General features: G+C 67.1%; 12 protein-coding genes and 1 pseudogene. 3 read left to right on the plus strand and 10 right to left on the minus strand.

The window, feature by feature from the left end:
• Positions 1–78: 78 nt before the first annotated feature.
• Genes L6Q21_RS09040 through L6Q21_RS09050 form a run of 3 tightly spaced genes read left to right on the plus strand, consistent with a single transcriptional unit; the run spans position 79 to position 4,136 of the window.
• Positions 79–2,481 carry a CaiB/BaiF CoA-transferase family protein gene (locus L6Q21_RS09040; protein WP_237830417.1) on the plus strand — a complete coding sequence of 801 codons (2,403 nt, stop codon included), beginning with the start codon at positions 79–81 and terminating at the stop codon, positions 2,479–2,481.
• A 9-nt stretch (positions 2,482–2,490) separates the two neighbouring features.
• On the plus strand, positions 2,491–3,495 hold the full coding sequence (locus tag L6Q21_RS09045) for an LLM class flavin-dependent oxidoreductase (protein WP_237830418.1): 1,005 nt from the start codon (positions 2,491–2,493) through the stop codon (positions 3,493–3,495).
• Positions 3,496–3,506: 11 nt separating this feature from the next.
• On the plus strand, positions 3,507–4,136 hold the full coding sequence (locus L6Q21_RS09050) for a nuclear transport factor 2 family protein (protein WP_237830419.1): 630 nt from the start codon (positions 3,507–3,509) through the stop codon (positions 4,134–4,136).
• A 24-nt stretch (positions 4,137–4,160) separates the two neighbouring features.
• Here L6Q21_RS09050 and L6Q21_RS09055 read toward each other — a convergent pair whose 3' ends face one another.
• The 10 genes and pseudogenes from L6Q21_RS09055 to L6Q21_RS09105 form a co-directional block, all read right to left on the minus strand.
• On the minus strand, positions 4,161–5,204 hold the full coding sequence (locus L6Q21_RS09055; RefSeq protein ID WP_237830420.1) for an SMP-30/gluconolactonase/LRE family protein: 1,044 nt from the start codon (positions 5,202–5,204) through the stop codon (positions 4,161–4,163).
• 10 nt (positions 5,205–5,214) lie between these two features.
• Positions 5,215–5,631 carry a Zn-ribbon domain-containing OB-fold protein gene (locus L6Q21_RS09060; RefSeq protein ID WP_237830421.1) on the minus strand — a complete coding sequence of 139 codons (417 nt, stop codon included), beginning with the start codon at positions 5,629–5,631 and terminating at the stop codon, positions 5,215–5,217.
• A 3-nt stretch (positions 5,632–5,634) separates the two neighbouring features.
• Positions 5,635–6,771 carry a thiolase family protein gene (locus tag L6Q21_RS09065; RefSeq protein ID WP_237830422.1) on the minus strand — a complete coding sequence of 379 codons (1,137 nt, stop codon included), beginning with the start codon at positions 6,769–6,771 and terminating at the stop codon, positions 5,635–5,637.
• 41 nt (positions 6,772–6,812) lie between these two features.
• A pseudogene (locus L6Q21_RS09075) lies at positions 6,813–8,834 on the minus strand (PQQ-dependent dehydrogenase, methanol/ethanol family); the annotation flags it as partial.
• Positions 8,835–8,859: 25 nt separating this feature from the next.
• Positions 8,860–11,262, minus strand: a complete 2,403-nt coding sequence (locus tag L6Q21_RS09080) for a TonB-dependent receptor (RefSeq protein ID WP_237830423.1) — start codon at positions 11,260–11,262, stop codon at positions 8,860–8,862.
• A gap of 120 nt (positions 11,263–11,382) precedes the next feature.
• Positions 11,383–12,912, minus strand: a complete 1,530-nt coding sequence (locus L6Q21_RS09085) for an AMP-binding protein (RefSeq protein WP_237830424.1) — start codon at positions 12,910–12,912, stop codon at positions 11,383–11,385.
• Between the two features lie 10 nt (positions 12,913–12,922).
• Positions 12,923–14,305 carry an MFS transporter gene (locus tag L6Q21_RS09090; RefSeq protein WP_237830425.1) on the minus strand — a complete coding sequence of 461 codons (1,383 nt, stop codon included), beginning with the start codon at positions 14,303–14,305 and terminating at the stop codon, positions 12,923–12,925.
• Positions 14,280–15,509: an acyl-CoA dehydrogenase family protein gene (locus tag L6Q21_RS09095; RefSeq protein WP_237830426.1), complete on the minus strand. Its 1,230-nt coding sequence runs from the start codon at positions 15,507–15,509 to the stop codon at positions 14,280–14,282. Before L6Q21_RS09095 ends, L6Q21_RS09090 begins: the two co-directional genes overlap by 26 nt.
• 13 nt (positions 15,510–15,522) lie before the next feature.
• A complete protein-coding gene (locus L6Q21_RS09100; RefSeq protein ID WP_237830427.1) occupies positions 15,523–16,260 on the minus strand; it encodes an SDR family NAD(P)-dependent oxidoreductase in 738 nt (245 codons plus the stop codon).
• A 12-nt stretch (positions 16,261–16,272) separates the two neighbouring features.
• A complete protein-coding gene (locus L6Q21_RS09105) occupies positions 16,273–17,286 on the minus strand; it encodes a phosphotransferase family protein (RefSeq protein ID WP_237830428.1) in 1,014 nt (337 codons plus the stop codon).
• Position 17,287: the final 1 nt, after the last annotated feature.

Genomic DNA, 17,287 nt, shown 5'->3' on the forward strand with positions numbered 1-17,287 from the left:
CCCGGCAGGGGTCGGGCATTCGAATCCGGGTTGCAATCCGCCATAATCGGATGCGCTCGAACAGCTGTGGGAGGATCTATGGCAGGGCCACTTGACCATCTTGTCGTCATCGACGTGTCGTTGGCGATGCCCGGGGCGATCGCCTCGATGTTGCTTGCCGACCATGGCGCCGATGTCACCAAGGTGGAGCCGCACGGCGGGGCTTTCTATGCCCATGACCTGACGCGCAAGAGCTGGGACCGCGGCAAGAGGAGCGTCGAGCTCGACATTTTCGACGCGGCCGACCTGCAGAAGCTGAAAGGGCTTCTGGCCGGCGCCGACCTGCTGATCCATTCGCTGGACGCCGAGGAGGCGAAGGCGCTGGGCCTGGACGAGGAGTCGCTTGCTGGCGCTTTCCCGGCGCTCGTCAGTGTTTCGCTCAGCGCCTATGGCCTCAATACGCCGCTTTCGGGCCGGCCCTATGGGGAATCGCTGGCGGCGGCGCGGCTGGGCACGATGGTGGACAAGGGCAGCCAGTTGCGGCCCGGCCCGGTCTATCTCGGCCATCCGGCGCTGCATTATGGGCAGGCTTTCCTGGCGGTGATCGGGGCGCTGGCGGCGTTGCAGGCGCGGCATATGATCGGCACCGGGCAGCTGGTGGACGCCTCGCTGCTGGATTCGATGGCGGCCCAGTCCCCCATGAACAACTGGTGGCAGGAGGACGGCGTCTCCTACATCAAGGCGGGCGACGCCGGCGCCATCGACCGTTTCGGCAGCGTGCGCCTGATGACGGCGATGTTCGAATGCGGCGACGGCCTGTTCCTGCAGATCCACACCGGCGGCGCCAGCGCCTTCAAGCGGGCGATGGACATATTGGGCTTCGCCGACCGCATTCGCGACGTCGGGCCGAACGAAATGTCCGTGCCGCTGGACGAGGACGAATATCAGGTGGCGCGGGTGGAGGTGTTCGAGGCCTTCAAGGCGAAGTCGCGCGACGAGTGGATCGCCCTGTTCCAGGCGGCCGATGTGGCGGCGCTGCCGGTGCTGGAGCCGGCGGAAGTGCTGCTGGACCCGCAGACGGAGTTCGTCGGCCAGCGGATCGAGCTGCCCGACGCGGATTTCGGCACCATCCACCAGTCCGCCCCGGCGATCCGCTTTGCGAAGGCGCAGCCGGCAACTCCGAAGCCGGCGCCGGCGGTGGGGGCCGACAATGCTCTGCTCGGCGAGCTGATCGCCCGCAAGGCGCGCGCGGCGGGCGAGGCGAAGCGCAGGCTGGCGCGGCCGCTCGAAGGTGTGCGGCTGGTGGATTTCTCCTCCTTCTTCGCGGTCGGCTATGGCGGGCGCCTGCTTTCCGATCTGGGCGCGGACGTCATCAAGGTGGAATCCCCCGGCGGCGACCAGATGCGGCCGCTGCCCGATCCCTTCAGCGCCTGCCAGCGCGGCAAGCGCGCCATCGTACTGGACCTGAAGAAGCCCGAAGCGCTGGAAGCGGCGCTGCGGCTGGCCGACAGCGCCGACGTCATCACCCACAACCAGCGGCCCGGAAAGGCCGACAAGCTGGGGATCGGCTATGAGGCGCTGTCGAAGCGCAACCCGCGCCTCGTCTATGCCTATCTGCCCGGCTATGGTTCGAAGGGGCCGAAGTCTCTGCTGAAGAGCTTCGCGCCGCTGGTCAGCGGCTGGACCGGGCTGCTCTACGAAGGCGGCGGCGAGGGCAACCGGCCGACGCGCTCGGTGTTCGGCAACGAAGACTATAACAATGGCTTCCTGGGCGCCGTCGGCATCCTGATGGCGCTGGAGCGGCGGGCGGTCACCGGCGAGGGCGATTATCTGGAGTGTCCGCAACTGCATTCCAGCCTTTGGACCACCTCGGAGCATTTCCTCGATGCCGATCGCAAGCCGGTCTACGGCCTGCGGCTGGACGCGGAGCAGGCCGGCTTCGACGCGCTGGACCGCATCTACCAGACGGCTGATGGCTGGGTCTGCATCTGCTGCCGGTCCGATCAGCGGTTCGCGGCGCTGGCGCGCGCGGTCGGCATGCCCGGGCTGCTGACGGACGCCGATTTCCAGAGCGCGAAGCTGCGGTCGGCGAACGACGCCAAGCTGCTGGCGGCGCTGAAGCCCTGGTTCGCGGCGCAGACGTCCGCCGAGGCGTTCGAGGCGCTGGACGCCGCGGGAGCCGCCGCCGAGATCGTGCGCGACACGAGCTGGGTGCGCGAATTCCTGCAGGAGGACTGGGCGCTGAAATCCAACCGCGTGGTCGAGAATTTCGACACCATGTATGGCCACACCCGCGAGCTGGGGGTGTTCACGCATCTGTCGAAGACGCCGGCTCTGGCCGTCGGCTCGGCGCCGCGGCTTGGGGAACATACCCGCGAGATTCTGTCCGAGGTGGGTTATTCCGCCGCGGAAATCGACGCCATGATCTCGGCGCGGATTGCCGCCGTGCCCGCCATTCCGACTGGCCGGATCGATGGCAATGTGCGCGTTTCGGCAGCTTGAGGCACTGACATGCAATTGAACCTTCGCTACGACATGAACCGCCCCGAATGGGGGGCGTCGCATCCCGATCTCTACCGCGCCGCCATCGACCAGTCGGTCTGGGCGGACGGGCTGGGCTTCACCCAGGTGTTCCTGGCCGAGCATCATGGCGCCGAGGGCGGCTACTGCCCGTCCTCGATGGTGATGGCGGGCGCCGTGCTGGGGGCGACGCGCAACATCGTCGCGCATCTGTCGGCGCTGGTGGTGACCTTGCACGATCCGCTGCGGCTGGCCGAGGATCTCGCCGTTCTCGACAATCTGTCGAACGGCCGCATCTGGTTCACCGCCGGCATGGGCTATCGTCCGCACGAGTTCGAGATGTTCGGGCTGGACATCGGCAAGCGGCTGGCGCTGATGAACACCGCGCTCGACACCTGCCGCAAGGCGTGGACTGGCGAGCCGTTCGAATATCAGGGTCGCACCGTGCGCGTCACGCCGGCGCCGGTCACGCCGGGCGGGCCGAAGATCTACATGGGCGGCTCCACCGACAAGTCGGCGATCCGCGCCGGCAAGAACGGCTATCAATATTTCCCGGGCCATCCCGACCTGTTCAAAATCTATGAGGAAGAGCGGGCGAAGGCCGGCTTCCCGCCGCCGGAGCCGCAGATGAAGCCGGCGGCGAGCTTCCTCTATGTGTCCGACGATCCGGACCGCGACTGGCCGCTGGTCGCCCCGCATGTCGCCTATGCCACCAACACCTACGCCGAATGGGCGAAGGAGCGGGGCGTCGGCGACACGCGCTACAAGGCGGCCGAAACGGTCGAGGCGCTGAAGGCGATGCCGAACATCCAGGTGCTCGATCCCGATCAGTGCTTCCAGTATCTGAAGGAACTGGGCCGGGGCACGGCGGTGACCTTCCACGCGCTGCTGGGCGGGCTGGATCCGGAAATCTCCTGGCGCGGGTTGAAGCTGTTCGAAAAGGAGGTGCTTCCGCGCCTGCGGGCCGAAGGCCTGCTCGACCAGCCGGCGGCCTGAGGAGGGAAGAGATGGAAGTGAACAACCGCCGCGCGGCCCTGACGGCATTGATGGCCATTCCCGCCGGCCTTGTCGCCGCCAGCGCTTCGGCGCGGCCGGCGCAGCCGGTGAGCGGTGACCTGGCAACGCGGGTCGACGTTCTGGAATCGCGCCAGCGCATCAGCGACAATCTTTTCGCCTACGCCCGCGCGACCGACCGGCTGGACGAGGCGCTGCTGCGCTCGCTGTTCTGGCCGGAGGCCACGCACAGGCATGGGCGGTTCGACGGGAAGTCGCACGATTTCATTGGCTTTTCGACGAAGATCGTCGGCGGGCTGAAATACGCCTGCCACCATGTCTCGAACGTCAGCGTGGAAGTGAAGGGCGACCGGGCGTTCAGCGAATGCTATTATTTCGCCCAGCACCGCCGCGCCGCGACCGAGACGGCGGGCGAGCAGGACATCTTCTTCCAGGGCCGCTACCTCGATTTCCACGAGCGGCGCGGCGGGGAGTGGAAGATCATCCGCCGGCGCGGGCTTTCCGACTATACTTCGCCGCTGGTGCCGGCGCCGACGCCTTTCGCCGATTGGGCCGCGGGCCACAGCGAGCGCTTCCCGGACGATGAATATTACCGCATGCAGGCGGAGTTCCGCGCGCGCTGAGGGTTGTAGCGGCCGCTTTGCCTTTCAGAGCGGCCAGTTGGCCGGTGGCAGGCCCGCTATCGAAGTGCGTGCGCGAAGGATCGTGCCGGCGCCACGGCATACGACATGCAGATCCCGGAGGCCGCGCCCGCCCCAGCCGAGGTTGGTGGGCATGTCGATCGTGCGGGCGTCGGGGTCGGCCGCGATATCGACGAGGCGGCCGTCCGGGGTGATCGCCACGATTCGGTTGGCAAAGGGCAGGGTGACCCAGAGATTCCCGGCCTGGTCGAAGGCGATGCCGTCGCAATAGCCGAGGTCCGTGCGGTCTTTGGTCGGGATGGCGCGAATGTCCGCCACCATCTGGTTCTCGACCACTTTTCCCAGCAGCGGGCCGTAATTCTCCCGCTCGCCCAGCCGCCCGTCCGGCAGGCGGCGGAAGCGGACGATGCGGCCTTCGGCGGTGAGCGCGGCGTAGAGATGGCGGTCTCCGGCGTCGAGGCAGAGGCCGTTCACGCCGCGAAGCTCGCGCGCGACGATGGAGGCAGCGCCTTCGGGCGGCAGATGGTAGATGAAGCCGGCCGGGTCGGTGGTGCCGATGTTGGCGGCAGGCCCCCAGCTGCTGTGGCTGCAATAGACATGGCCGTCGCGCGCCACCGTGGGGCAGTTGGAGGCCAGCAGGCGCCGGCCCTCCAGTTCCTCCACCAGCGTTTCCACCTGCCCGCTTCCGGGCTCCACCCGCTGCAGCGGGCCGGGGCCGTCGTTCAGCAGGCCCATATTGGCCACCAGCACTCGCCCGGCCGGATCGGCGGCGATGCCGGTGGGGGCAAGGGGCGTGCCGATGTGGCGAACCTTGCCGTCGGTTTCGCGAACCGCCAGCACGGCTTCCTTGGTCGAGAAGAAAATCCGGCCATCGGGGGCGGTGGCGATGCCTTCCGCGCCGGCGATTCCGCTCTGGATGGTCTCAAAGGCGGAAAGGGGCAGGGGGGAAGGTGGCGATTTCGATCCGGCCGCCGCCCCGGAGGCTATTCCCCCCGATGCCATTCCAAGGCCGGCCAGCGCCGCGCCGCGCAGGAATTCGCGCCGCTCCATCGCTCCGGCCTCAGCCGGCCGGCCGGAAGCCGGCGATGTGGTGATCGCCGACCGGAAGCGCCACGAATTCCAGACGCATGCCGCAGGCGGGCTCGACGCCGTCCGCCTCGACCAGGACGCCCGGCACGCGGACGCCGGGGGCATCGTCCGGCTCGAACAGCACCACGGTGAAGGGCACTTCCGCCGAATGGTCGCCCGGCAGCAGGCTGCGGATGATGGTGGTGAAGCTGTAGGCCGCGCCCGCATGCGAAGCCTTCTTCCAGCCGACGACCGCATCCGGCCGGCCGGGGATGACTTCGGGCGGATACCAGAGCCAGTTCCCGCTTTCGGGGTCGATGGAGATGCGCAGTTCGCCGGCGGCTAGGCCTTCGTAGAAGCCCTGCATCGCCGGATTGTCGAGATGCACCGCATAATTGGGAATGCCCATGGCTCAGGCCCTCGCGAGAATGGTGGTGGAGTGGGAATTGCCACCGAGGCCGGCAACCGCGCAGAGACGGGCGTTCGGCACCTGGCGGGCGCCTTCGCCGCCCCGCAACTGGCGGACGCCTTCGATCAGCAGGTTGATGCCAGGCACATAGCCGCCCGACATATGGCCGCCGCTGGTGTTGACCGGCTTGCGGCCGCCCGGCGCCGCGTCGCCGCGATGGTAGAAGCGCGCGCCCTCACCGCGCTCGCACAGACCGAGCATTTCCGTCTGCACGATGGCCGAGATGCTGAAGCCGTCGTAGACCTGCGCCAGATCGATGTCGTCCGGCGACACCTGCGCCTGTTCATAGGCGCGGCGCGCGGATTCGGCGCCCGGCACTTCGTAGATGTTGGGCTTCTGCGTGAAGACGATTCCGTGCGGCCAGTTGTTCATGGCCATCGACACCGCCGCCACTTCGACGACCGGGTGCGGCATGTCGCGCGCGCGTTCCACCGCGCTGACGATATAGGCGCCGGCGCCGTCGGTGGTGAGGCAGCAGTCGGCGGCGCGCAGCGGCGTGGAGATCATCGGCGAGCGGCGATAGCCTTCCAGATCCATCGGCTCGCGGCGCTGCGCGGAAGGTGTCAGTTCGGCCCAGCGGCGATAGGTGATGGAAACCGAGGCCAGCTCCTCTTCGCTCAGCCCATGGTCGTGGGCGTAGCGATTGGCCATGGCGGCGAAATAGGCCGGCTGGCCGAAATAGCCCACGGGCATTTCGAAGGCGGCCTTCTGTGGCTCGCGCGCGTGATAGGAATAGACGCCGCCGGGCCGGGTGGACTGGATTCCGTAGAACACCAGCACATGCTTCGCGAGGCCGGCGCGGATCGCCATTTCCGCCAGCAGCAGCGCCTGGCCGGCGGGCGCGGCGCCGCCGGCCACATCGGTGCAGGCGCTGAACAGCCGTTCCTTCACCCCCAGCGCGTAGCCGACATCGTCGGAGGCCGGGACATTGCGGTTACCGATGAAGCCGTCGATGTCGGCGGGGGTGAGCCCGGCGTCGGCGATCGCCTTCAGGCCGGCTTCCGCGACCATGTGGAGAAGAGGCTGGGCGCCCTTGCGCAGGAAGGCGGTTTCGCCGACCCCGGTGATTGCTACCTTCATTTCCACTCCTTCATTGCCCCGATTCACTGGCCTTCGGCGCTTCACTGGCCTTCGGCATGCCGGATCTCGGTTGGAACCGGAGGAGCGGCGGCCACTTCCCGCGCCCTCGAGCGCAGATAATGCTGCAGGCCCTTCAGCTCCGCATCGGTCAATTCCTCGAAACGCGGCATGCCACGCGATTGCAACGGCCCTTCGCGCAGCACGGCCGAGAAGGATTCGAGATCGGCGGCAACGCCCGAGCGCAACAGATCGGGGGCCGCGCCGCCCGAAAGCGCGTTGGGGCCATGGCAGATGGAGCAGCGCTGGGCATAGACCGTCTTGCCGATATCCGCACTGGCCCGGTCGATCCGGAAATCGGGGAGGTCGAGGATCGGCATGTCGACATCTTCGGCCGGTGGCAGGCTGGCCTTGCCATCCAGCGTGAAGGTCAGCAGCCGCCAGCGCTGGGTGAGGTAATTCCACTCGCGCGGCAGGCCCACCGCGCCCGCGAAGCGGGCGCCGGCGACGACGCTGACATATTGCCGGCCGTTGGCCAGATAGGTGATCGGCTGCGCCTGCACCGCGGTCTGCGCGTCGAAGCTCCAGAGCGTCTTGCCGCTGTCCGCGGCCAGCGCCACGAACTCGCCCGTGGTGCGGCCCTGCATCACCAGATTGCCGGCCGTCGCCATGGTGCCGCCGCCGCCGCGCATCGTGGGATAGTTGAGGCGCCAGGCTTCCTTCTGCGTGACGGGGTTCCAGGCCAGCAGCGCGCTGGTCGGCGCCCGTGGCTGCAGATCGGGCGGAGGCGCCCCGACGCCGGGCGAAAGCCGCTGGCCGCCCAGATGGCGCCACTTGTCGAGCGGGCCGGCGGGATCGGTGAAGACGCGGCCCTGGTCCATCACCGGTATGTAGACGAGGCCGGTCTTCGGGCTGAACGACATGGCCTCGATGCTGTGCGCGCCAAAAGGCGAGGGGTAGATGATGGAAGCCGTTCCGGGCCGGAAGCGCGCATTCTCCGTCTCGACCGGCCGGCCGCTGGCGATGTCGATCCGCTCGGCCCAGCTCACCGGCACGATCTTCTCGGCCGAGAGGAGCTTTCCGGTCTCGCGGTCGATCACATAGAGGAAGCCGTTCTTCGGCGCCGTGATCATCACCGGGCGCTTCCTGCCGTCTATCTCTAGATCGGTGAGCGCCATGTCCATGACGGCGTTATAGTCCCAGGTCTCGCCGGGATTGGTCTGATAATGCCAGACATATTCGCCGGTATCGGCGTCCAGCGCAACGATCGAGGAGAGGAACAGATTGTCCCCGCCCTCGGGGCTGCGGATGCGCTGGTTCCAGGGGGAGCCGTTGCCGGTGCCGATGTAGATGCGGCGGAACTGCGGATCCCAGGCCATGGCGTGCCACGCCGTGCCGCCGCCGCCGAACTTCCACCATTCGCCGGTCCAGGTCCTGGCGGCCATTTCCATGGCTTCGTTCTCGAAGCCGTCGGCCGGGTTGCCGGGCACGGTGTGGAAGCGCCAGAGCTGCTTGCCGGTCTTCTGGTCGTAGGCGGTGACATAGCCGCGAATGGGGGCGAAGTCGGCGCCGCCATGGCCGATGATCACCTTGCCGTCGAAAACCCAGGGCGGGCCGCTGATATAGCGTTCGTCGTTGGGCGCGATCGTCATCGACGACCATCTGGCTTTTCCCGTCTTCGCGTCGATGGCGATCAGCCGGCCGTCTATGGTGCCGACGAAGAGCAGGCCGTCGGAATAGGCGAGGCCGCGGCTGCCCCAGGCGGCCCTCAGCTTTTGCCCGGCGCTTTTCCAGCTTTCCGGGTCATGCGTCCAAAGCAGTTTGCCGGTCGCCGCCTCGAACGCCTGCACGACGCTGTAGCCGGCCGCCATGTAGAGGATGCCATCGACCGCCACGGGGGCGGTCAGGCTGCTGCCCCCCAGATCGATGTCGTGATACCAGGCCAGGCCCAGCTTCGACACATTGCCGTCGTGGATTTCGGTGAGCGGGCTGAAGTGGTTTTCGCCGTCGCCGCCATAGGTCGGCCAATCGGCGCCGCTGGAACCAGCGGCNCGAGCGCCAGGACACTCGCCGCCTTCTTCATGACCATGCTCAGAACTTCAGGCTGACCGTGGCACCGAAGGTGCGCGGCGGGGTGATGTGATAGGAGGCGAAGAGATTGCCGACCGGAAGATAGTTCAGGATGTCGATCCGGTTGGTGAGGTTCTTCACCCAGAGCGACACGTCATAGACGCCATTTTCCGGTTCCCAGCGCAGCGAGGTATCGAGCGTCGCCATCGGACGCCGCCAGGAATAAGGCACGTTCAGAAGCTGGACGAACATGCCCGAGCGATAGTTGATGCTGCTGTTCCATTCCAGCGTCCCGCTGTCCGAGACGGGGAGGTCGACGGTGCTGCCGACGGTCACGTCCCACTTGGGCGCGCGGATCGGCCGCAGGTCGGAGAAGTCGGTCGGCACCAGATAGCGGGTCACGTCGCCGGTGGTGACTTCGGTGATGTCGCCGCAGACCTTGCGGCCGTTCGCCGGCGTCGTGGTCGCTTCGGCGCCGTCGAGGTCGGCGCAATAGCTGGTGTATTCGGCGTTGTTCCAGCCGATGTTGGCGAACAGAGTCAGCCGCTCGGCGGGACGGGCGAGGATTTCCGCCTCCACCCCGTAGCTCTTCATGTCGGCGAGGTTCTGGTTCACCGTGGTGACGCCGTTCGGCGACGACGGGGTCGGCGTGACCAGGCTGCGCTGCAGACCCTTGAACTTCGAATAGAAGAAGTTGACGTTGAGGCGCAGCTTGCGATCGAGCCACTCCGAACGGAAGCCGGCTTCGTAATTGTCCACCCGCTCCTGGCCGAAGGGCGTGTTGAAGGCGACGAGATCCGAAGAGTTCGCGTTGAAGCCGCCGGACTTGAAGGCCCGCTGCCAGAAGGCGAAGAGCATCAGGTCGTCGTTGACATGGTAGTTGACGCCGACGCGCGGGGAGAAGCTGTCCCAGCTCTGTTCCGCCGGGCCGAAGACCAGCGACTCATCGGCGGAGAAGGGATGCTCGCTGAAGTCGGTGTCGCGCGGCAGGCCGGTCAGGCTGAAGACGAAGTTCTGCCCCCTGACATCATATTTCTTTTCCCAGCTGTAGCGGCCGCCGAGAACGAGGGCCAGCTTGTCGGTGAGATTATATTCCGCCTGCAGATAGGCGGCCCAGGTCACGCGCTTGCCGGTGTTGTTGATGTAGCCCGGATTCTGCGCCGGATCGGCGATGGTGAATTCGGGAACGAAGGGCAGGGTGAAGTCCGTGAAGGAGAGCTGCGTGGTGTTGTAATGGTCGCGCAGGAAGAAGGCGCCGGCGATCAGGTTCAGCTTGTCCGAGAAGTCGGACACATACTGAAGTTCGGCCGAGGTGGCGCGATAGGTTTCCCAGCGGACCGTCGAATAGGCGTTCACATTGGTGCCGTCGGTGTCGGTCCAGATGTGCGAGGTGGCGCGGTTGGTGTTGAGAAGCGCCCGGATCGTGCCGATGTCGGTGGTGTAGGCGATGTCCGCCGTCAGGTTCCAGGCGTCGTTGTCGGCCGGCTGGCCGCCACCGTTGGTGCCGGTATATTGCGGATTGCTGCCGTCGCTCGGCAGGCCGCGGCTGGCATCGCCGAACGGGTTGCGGCCGGGGAAGCCGAGGCCGGCCATCGTGCTACCCGAGAGGATCGCATAGCCGGTGTTATAGGCTTCGCCACGCCCGCGGAAGACTTCGCCGAACAGGGTGATGTCCCAGCTGTCGTTGGGGGTGAAGCGCAGGGTCGGGCGAACATAGAGGCTCTGGTCGCGACCGATGGCGCGACCTTCCAGATTGGGATCGACGGTGCCGTTGGCGGTGACGCCATGGTTCTTGAAGAAGCCGTCGGAATTGTGCGTGCGCACCGCGAGGCGGGCCGCCAGTCGATCCTCGACGAGGGGCACGTTGCCGATGAAGTCGGCGTCGATCCGGCCGTAGTTGCCGATCGTCAATATGGCCTTGCCGGTGGTTTCCGACATGTTCGGGCGGGTGGTGCGCAGCGAAATCGCGCCGGCGAAGGCGTTGCGGCCATAGAGCGTGCCTTGCGGGCCGCGCAGCACTTCGATCGATTCCACGTCGACCGTGCTCGAAAGGGCGTTGACGTTGCGGGCCTGGTAGATGCCGTTGATGTAGACGGCCACCTGCGGATCGGCGAAGCTCTCGATCCCCGAGACGCCGACGCCGCGCATGGAGAGCGAGGCGACGCCCGGGAACAGGCCGACGGGCTCGATCACGGCGTTGGGGATCTTGTTGTTGAGGCCCTCGATCGAGACGATCCCGGTCTGGGTCAGGGCGTCGCCGGTGACGGCGACGATCGACATGGGCACGTCCTGCAGGTTCTGGGCGCGCTTCTGCGCGGTCACCACGATATCTTCCAGACCCTCGGACGACGACGCGCTTCCCTGCGCGAAAGCCGGCAGCGCGGCAAAAGCGGACACGCCCAAAAGAAGCGCACGAATCGGCATTCTTGACCTCCCCTAAAAGATACGGGCGGCTTTTTTGCCGTTCTCCCGCTTGTCCATCCAATATCTGCAATGACATGCAGAATTGGTGGCGTCAATCCTTATCTGGTGTGCAAAATTAGATTAGCCGCCGATCGTGCGGTCGGAGGGCCAGAAGCGTTGCCGCAAGGCCCGCTTGTTGACCTTGCCCATGGCGTTCCGGCCGATGTCGGGCACGAATTCATAGCTTCTGGGGCATTTGAATCCGGCCAGCGATTCGCGGCAGAATATGTTGAGCTCTTCCGCCGACGGCGGGTTGGCGGAATCCCGCGGCACGACCAGCGCCTTGGCCTCTTCGCCCATCTCGCTGTTGGGGGCGCCGACGATCGCCACATCCTCCACCTCCGGGTGGCGGAGCAGCACATGCTCGGCTTCGGCGGGGTAGATGTTGACTCCGCCGCTGACGATCATGTCGGAGACGCGGTCGGTGATGAAGAGATAGCCTTCCGCATCCACATAGCCCATTTCGCCAAGCGTGAAGACGCCGGGCGAGATGTGCGCGGCGGCGGTCTTGTCCGGGTCGTTGCGGTAGACGATGCCGCGCCCCGTGGTGTCGCGGAAATAGATCTGCCCGACTTCGCCCGACGGCAGTTCGGAGCCGTCCTCGCCGACGATGACGGTCTCGAACGGCGGCAGCGCCTTGCCGACCGAGCCGGGGCGTTCCAGCCATTCCGGCGAGGTGATGAAGGTGGTGGAACCGGCCTCGGTGCCGCCATAGGCCTCGACGATCACCGGGCCGAACCATTCGATCATCGCCTTCTTCGCGGCGCGCGGACAGGCGGCCCCGGTGTGCGCGAGACGCTGCATCGAGGAGACGTCATATTTCGCCCGGACTTCATCCGGCAGCGCGAGCAGCCGCTGGAAGTGCGTTGGCACCATCACCGAGGCCTTGATGCGGTAGCGCTCGATATTGGCGAGCAGCTTCTCCGCATCGAAATGCCCCATCACCACCAGGGAGCCGCCGGCGAAGAGGTTGCGGGCCATGCCGAGCGGGCCGGTGTGGTAGAGAGGGCCGACGGCCACCCCCGGCGAAGGCGTGCGGCGCGCGCGCATGATCTCGCCGAACTGCGCGACGCTGTCGGCCGGCGGGAAATAGCTGGGCGGGGTTTCGGTCGCTTTCGGCCGGCCTGTCGTGCCGGAGGTGTAATGGAGATGCGGCAGGGGGCGGATGTCGGCGGGTGGCGCGGCGTCGGAGGCGGCGGCCAGCCACTCTTCCCAGGAAATCAGCCCTTCGCGCGGCTCCGTGCGCCAGCCGATGACGGTTGCTATCCCCGCTTCCCGCGCGGCGGCGATTCCGGTTTCCGCCGTTTCCGGGCCGACCAGCACGGCGCCGGCGCCGGAATCGGACAGGATATAGGCGACTTCGCCGGGCGTCAGGTGGAAGCTGACCGGCACGCTGGAAATGCCGGCTTCGAGGCAGGCGACATAGGCGATCACCGTTTCCGCGCTGTTGGGGGCGAACACCGCCACCCGGTTGCCGCCGAGCGCCCGCAGCGCGTTGGCGGCGCGGTTCAGCAGCGGGTCGAGATCGTTCCAGCTCAGCTCCACCCGTTCGTCGGCCAGCGCCAGTTCGTGGCGGGCGGAGGGTTCGATGGCTTCAACGGTGATCGACATCAAAGGTCCTTCATGCGGGTTGTTCGGCCAGGCGCCGGGCGACGGCGGGGCCGAGATAACGGAGGGAAAGGCGCAGGCAGACGAAGGCGATCGCCGCCGAGCTGATGGTGACGATGGCCAGTGAATGGCCGATCTTCGCGTCGGACTGGAAGACGAAGTCCGTCAGCGCGCCCACCAGCGACGGGCCGACGCCCATGCCGAGCATGGTGAAGACGAACATGAAGATGGCGATCATCTGCCCGCGCACGCGGGCCGGCGCCAGCAGCGCCAGCACCGAGGAGAGATAGACCATGAACGGCACGGTGATGAACTGCACCACGCCATAGCAGGCGAGGAAGGCCCAGGGGTTCGAAAGGAAGAACATCGAAACCACCGCCGGCGCCACCAGCAGGATCAGCCAGCTGTAGAAGCGCAGGTGCGCGTCCTTCATGCCGCCGGCGAACAGCTTGTCCACGATCTTGCCGTTCGCCACCAGCGAGGCGGCGGCGACGAGGTTCATGATGCTGAGCGCCGGGCCATAAGCGGCCGGGGACCAGTGAAACTGGCGGCCGATGAAGGTCGGAACCCAGGCGGTCATCGAATAGCCGCAGAGCGCCAGCGCCGAGAAGGCCGCCATCATCAGGCCGATGAGCGCCCTGTTCTCGGCGATGAAGGTGCGCAGCGCCCCATCCTTTTCCTGCGTGCCGCCGGGGTTGCGCCGTTCCGGCTCGCGGATCGTGAACATCAGGAAGGCCAGCAGGAAGCCCGGCGCGCCGACCATGATCATGACGAGCTGCCAGGGTTCGGCCGGGCCGTGGAGCGGCAGCACCACCGTTCCGAGACCGGCGGCGAAGGCGATCGCCAGCCCGCCCAGCCCGAAGGCCGTCGCCGAGCCGACCTTGCCGGCCATCTGGAAGGTGGAGGTGGCGACCGTCAGCTTGTCGCGCGGGAAGGCGTCGGCGATCATCGAATAGGCGCAGGGCAGCAGCGCCGCCTCGCCCACGCCGACCAGCACCCGGGCGAGAAGCAGCGTCTCGAACGAGTTGGCGAAGCCGCAGGCGACCGTGGCGGCCGCCCAGAGGATGATCCCGAAGAAGACGACGATGCGGCGCTGGAAACGGTCCGCCGCCCAGCCGAGCGGCAGGCCGAAGATCGCATAGGACACCGCGAAGGCCGGGCCCAGGATCAGGCTCATCTGGAAATCGGTGAGAGCCATGGTGCCCTTGATGGGCTCCACGAGCATCGAGAGGATCAGCCGGTCGAGCCAGGCGAAGACATAGACGGCGAACAGGACGCCGACCATCCACCACGCCGCGCGCAGCGAAGGCGCCGCCGAAGCAGGGCCTTCGCCGATGACCGGGCCGGAAGCCCGGCCAGGGACCGGAGTGTCAGCGCTGTTGGTTGGCGCTGGCATATTCGGCGATTTTCTGCTTGCCGAGCTGCGACAGATGCACCTCGTCCGGGCCATCGGCGATGCGCAGATAACGGGCGTTCAGCATCGCCGCCGCGACCGGCGTGTCGGCCGAGACGCCCATGCCGCCGAAGGACTGGATGGCGCGGTCGGCGACGCGCTGCGCGGTGCGCGGGGCGACGATCTTGATCGCGGCGATCAGGTCCTTCGCCACCTTGTTGCCATGGCGGTCCATCGCGTCCGCCGCTTTCAGGGTGAGGAGCCGGGCCTGCTCGATCTCGCAGAAGGAGAGCGCCACTTCCTGGCGGATGCTCGACTGGTCGGCGAGCTTGCGGCCGAAGGCGACGCGGCTGTCGACGCGCTTCGCCATATATTCGAGCGCGCGCTGCGCCTGGCCCAGCACCCGCATGCAGTGGTGGATGCGCCCCGGCCCGAGACGGCCTTGCGCGATCTCGAAGCCGCGGCCTTCGCCCAGGATCAGATTCTCCTTTGGCACGCGCACGTCGGTGAAGCGCATTTCCGCATGGCCGCCGGGGCCATGCTGTTCCCCGAAGACGCTGAGCGGGCGGATGATCTCGATCCCGGGCGTGTTGGCTGGGATCAGGATCTGCGAATGCTGGCGGTGGCGCGGCCCGTCGTTCGGCGTCTTGCCGAGCAGGATGTAGATCTTGGTGCGCGGGTCCATCACGCCGGAGATCCACCATTTGCGGCCGTTGATCACATAATCGTCGCCGTCGGCGATGATCGTGGTCTCGACATTGGTGGCGTCGGACGAGGCGACCTGCGGTTCCGTCATCACATAGGCCGAGCGGATTTCACCGGCGAGCAGCGGCTTCAGCCAGCGTTCCTGCTGGTCGGGGCTGCCATATTTCGCCAGCACTTCCATGTTGCCGGTGTCGGGCGCGGCGCAGTTGAAGAATTCGGACGAGCCGATCACCCGGCCCATCAGCTCGGCGAGCGGGGCATATTCGAGGTTGGTGAGGCCCGGGCTCCAGGCGCCATATTCGTGCGGCAGGAACAGGTTCCAGATGCCGGCGGCCTTCGCCTTTTCCTTGGTCGCCTCGATACCGGGCCATGGGGTCCAGATGGTCGCCGGATCGTGCTGCCAGCGGATGCGCTCCTGCTCCGCCGGATAGACATGCTCGTCCATGAAGGCGATCAGCTTCTCGCGCAGTTCCTGGACCTTGGGGCTGTATTCGAAATCCATTTGGCGGGATCCTTCAGAGCGTGAGACCGCCATCGACCACCAGCGTCTGGCCGGTGACATAGGCGGAAAGGGGGGAGGCGAGGAACAGCGCGACGCCGGCCATGTCCTCGGGCGTGCCGAAGCGGGCGAGGGGTATCTTGGCGAGCGCGCGCTCGCGGCGGTCCTCATGCTCCATCGTCACCTTCGTCATCTTGGTGTCGACGAGGCTGGGGGCGATCACATTGGCGCGGATGCCGTCCTTGGCCCAGGCCTGCGCCAGCGCCCGGACGAGGTTGTTCACCGCCGCCTTCGAGGCCGCATAGGCGGGATTGCCCATGGTGGCGCGGAAGGAGCCGATGGAGCTGACGACGATCAGCTTGCCCTTCGCCGCCGCCAGCGCGGGGTGCAGCCGTTGCGAGATGTGCATGACGCTGTCGACATTGACCGCCATCACCTTCGCCCAGCCCTCCGGCTCGAACTCCTGCCGGCGGTAGAGCACCTGGCCCTGCGAGTGGACGAGGATATCGAGCTTGTCGAAGGGGAGGGGGGCAGCGGCGATCGCTTCGAGCGAGCCGCAATCGACCTGCGTGTAGCCAAGGCCTTCGAGGTCCGAGCCTTCCTCGCCGGCATAGGCGTCCGCCGAAGCGCGGGTTCCCCACACGTGCACGGTGGCGCCGCGCGCGCGCAGCGCCTGGGCGATGCCGTTGCCGATACCGCTGGAGCCGCCCACGACCAGCGCGGTCTGGCCGGTGAAATCCAGATCCTTCATCATTCCTCCCATCGATCAGGCGCCGATCCAGCCTTCGGCGCGCTGGAACAGCCAGCGGGCGCGGGCGTGCAGGCGGTCGGCGACGTCGCGCGGCGCCTTACCGGCCGCGGCGCGGGCGTTTGTGCCCTCCAGCAGGATTCCGAGCTTGTAGCAGGCGAGCACCCGGTACCAGCCGATCGCCGAGAGGTCGCGGCTGGAGCGCGCGGCATAGCGGGCGACCAGTTCGTCGGCGGTCGGGAAACCGATCCAGGGCGAGACGCTGACGGCGGATTCCTGCCCCGGCTCCGGCCAGGTGGCGAGAAGCCAGCCGAGGTCGAGCAGCGGGTCGCCGATGGTCGCCAGCTCCCAGTCGACGATGGCTGCGAGTTCCGGGCCGTCAGGGGCGAACATCACATTCGCCATATGATAGTCGCCGTGCAGGATACCGGGCTGGAAGCTGGCCGGGCGATTGGCTTCCAGCCAGCGGCCGATCCGCTCCACGTCCCCGAGCGCGGCGGGGCCTTCCCAGCCTTCGAAACCGGCGTAGCTGTCGAGCTGGGCTTTCCAGCGCTCGACCTGCCGTTCGAGGAAGCCTTCGGCGCGGCCGAAATCGCCAAGGCCGAGCGCTTCATGGTCGAGCGCGCCCAGCGCCGCGATCCCGTCCACGACGGCCAGCCCCATGGCGTGCTGCACCTCGGCCGAGCCGGCGTGCAGCGGCGGCAGGCCGGCGACCGGATTGAAGCCCTCGATCGGCTCCATCAGGTAGAAGACAGCGCCGAGCACGCTTTCATCTTCGCACAGCGCGATGAAGCCCGGGTGCGGAACGTCCGAGCCGGCGAGCGCCTTCAGCAGGCGCGCCTCGCGCAGCATGGTGCGGTTCGATTCGGGGCGGGGATGCTGCGGCGGACGGCGCAGCACATAATCCCGGCCGGCGCGCGTGAAGCGTAGCAGGATGTTCTGGGTGCCGCCGGCGAGAAGCTTCTGCCCTTCGATCGGCCCCTGGCCGAGACCCTGCGCGTCCATCCAGGCCTTCAGTGCGGCAATATCCACA

It is taken from the genome of Sandaracinobacteroides sayramensis, assembly GCF_022014495.1.
Lineage (GTDB): Bacteria > Pseudomonadota > Alphaproteobacteria > Sphingomonadales > Sphingomonadaceae > Sandaracinobacteroides > Sandaracinobacteroides sayramense.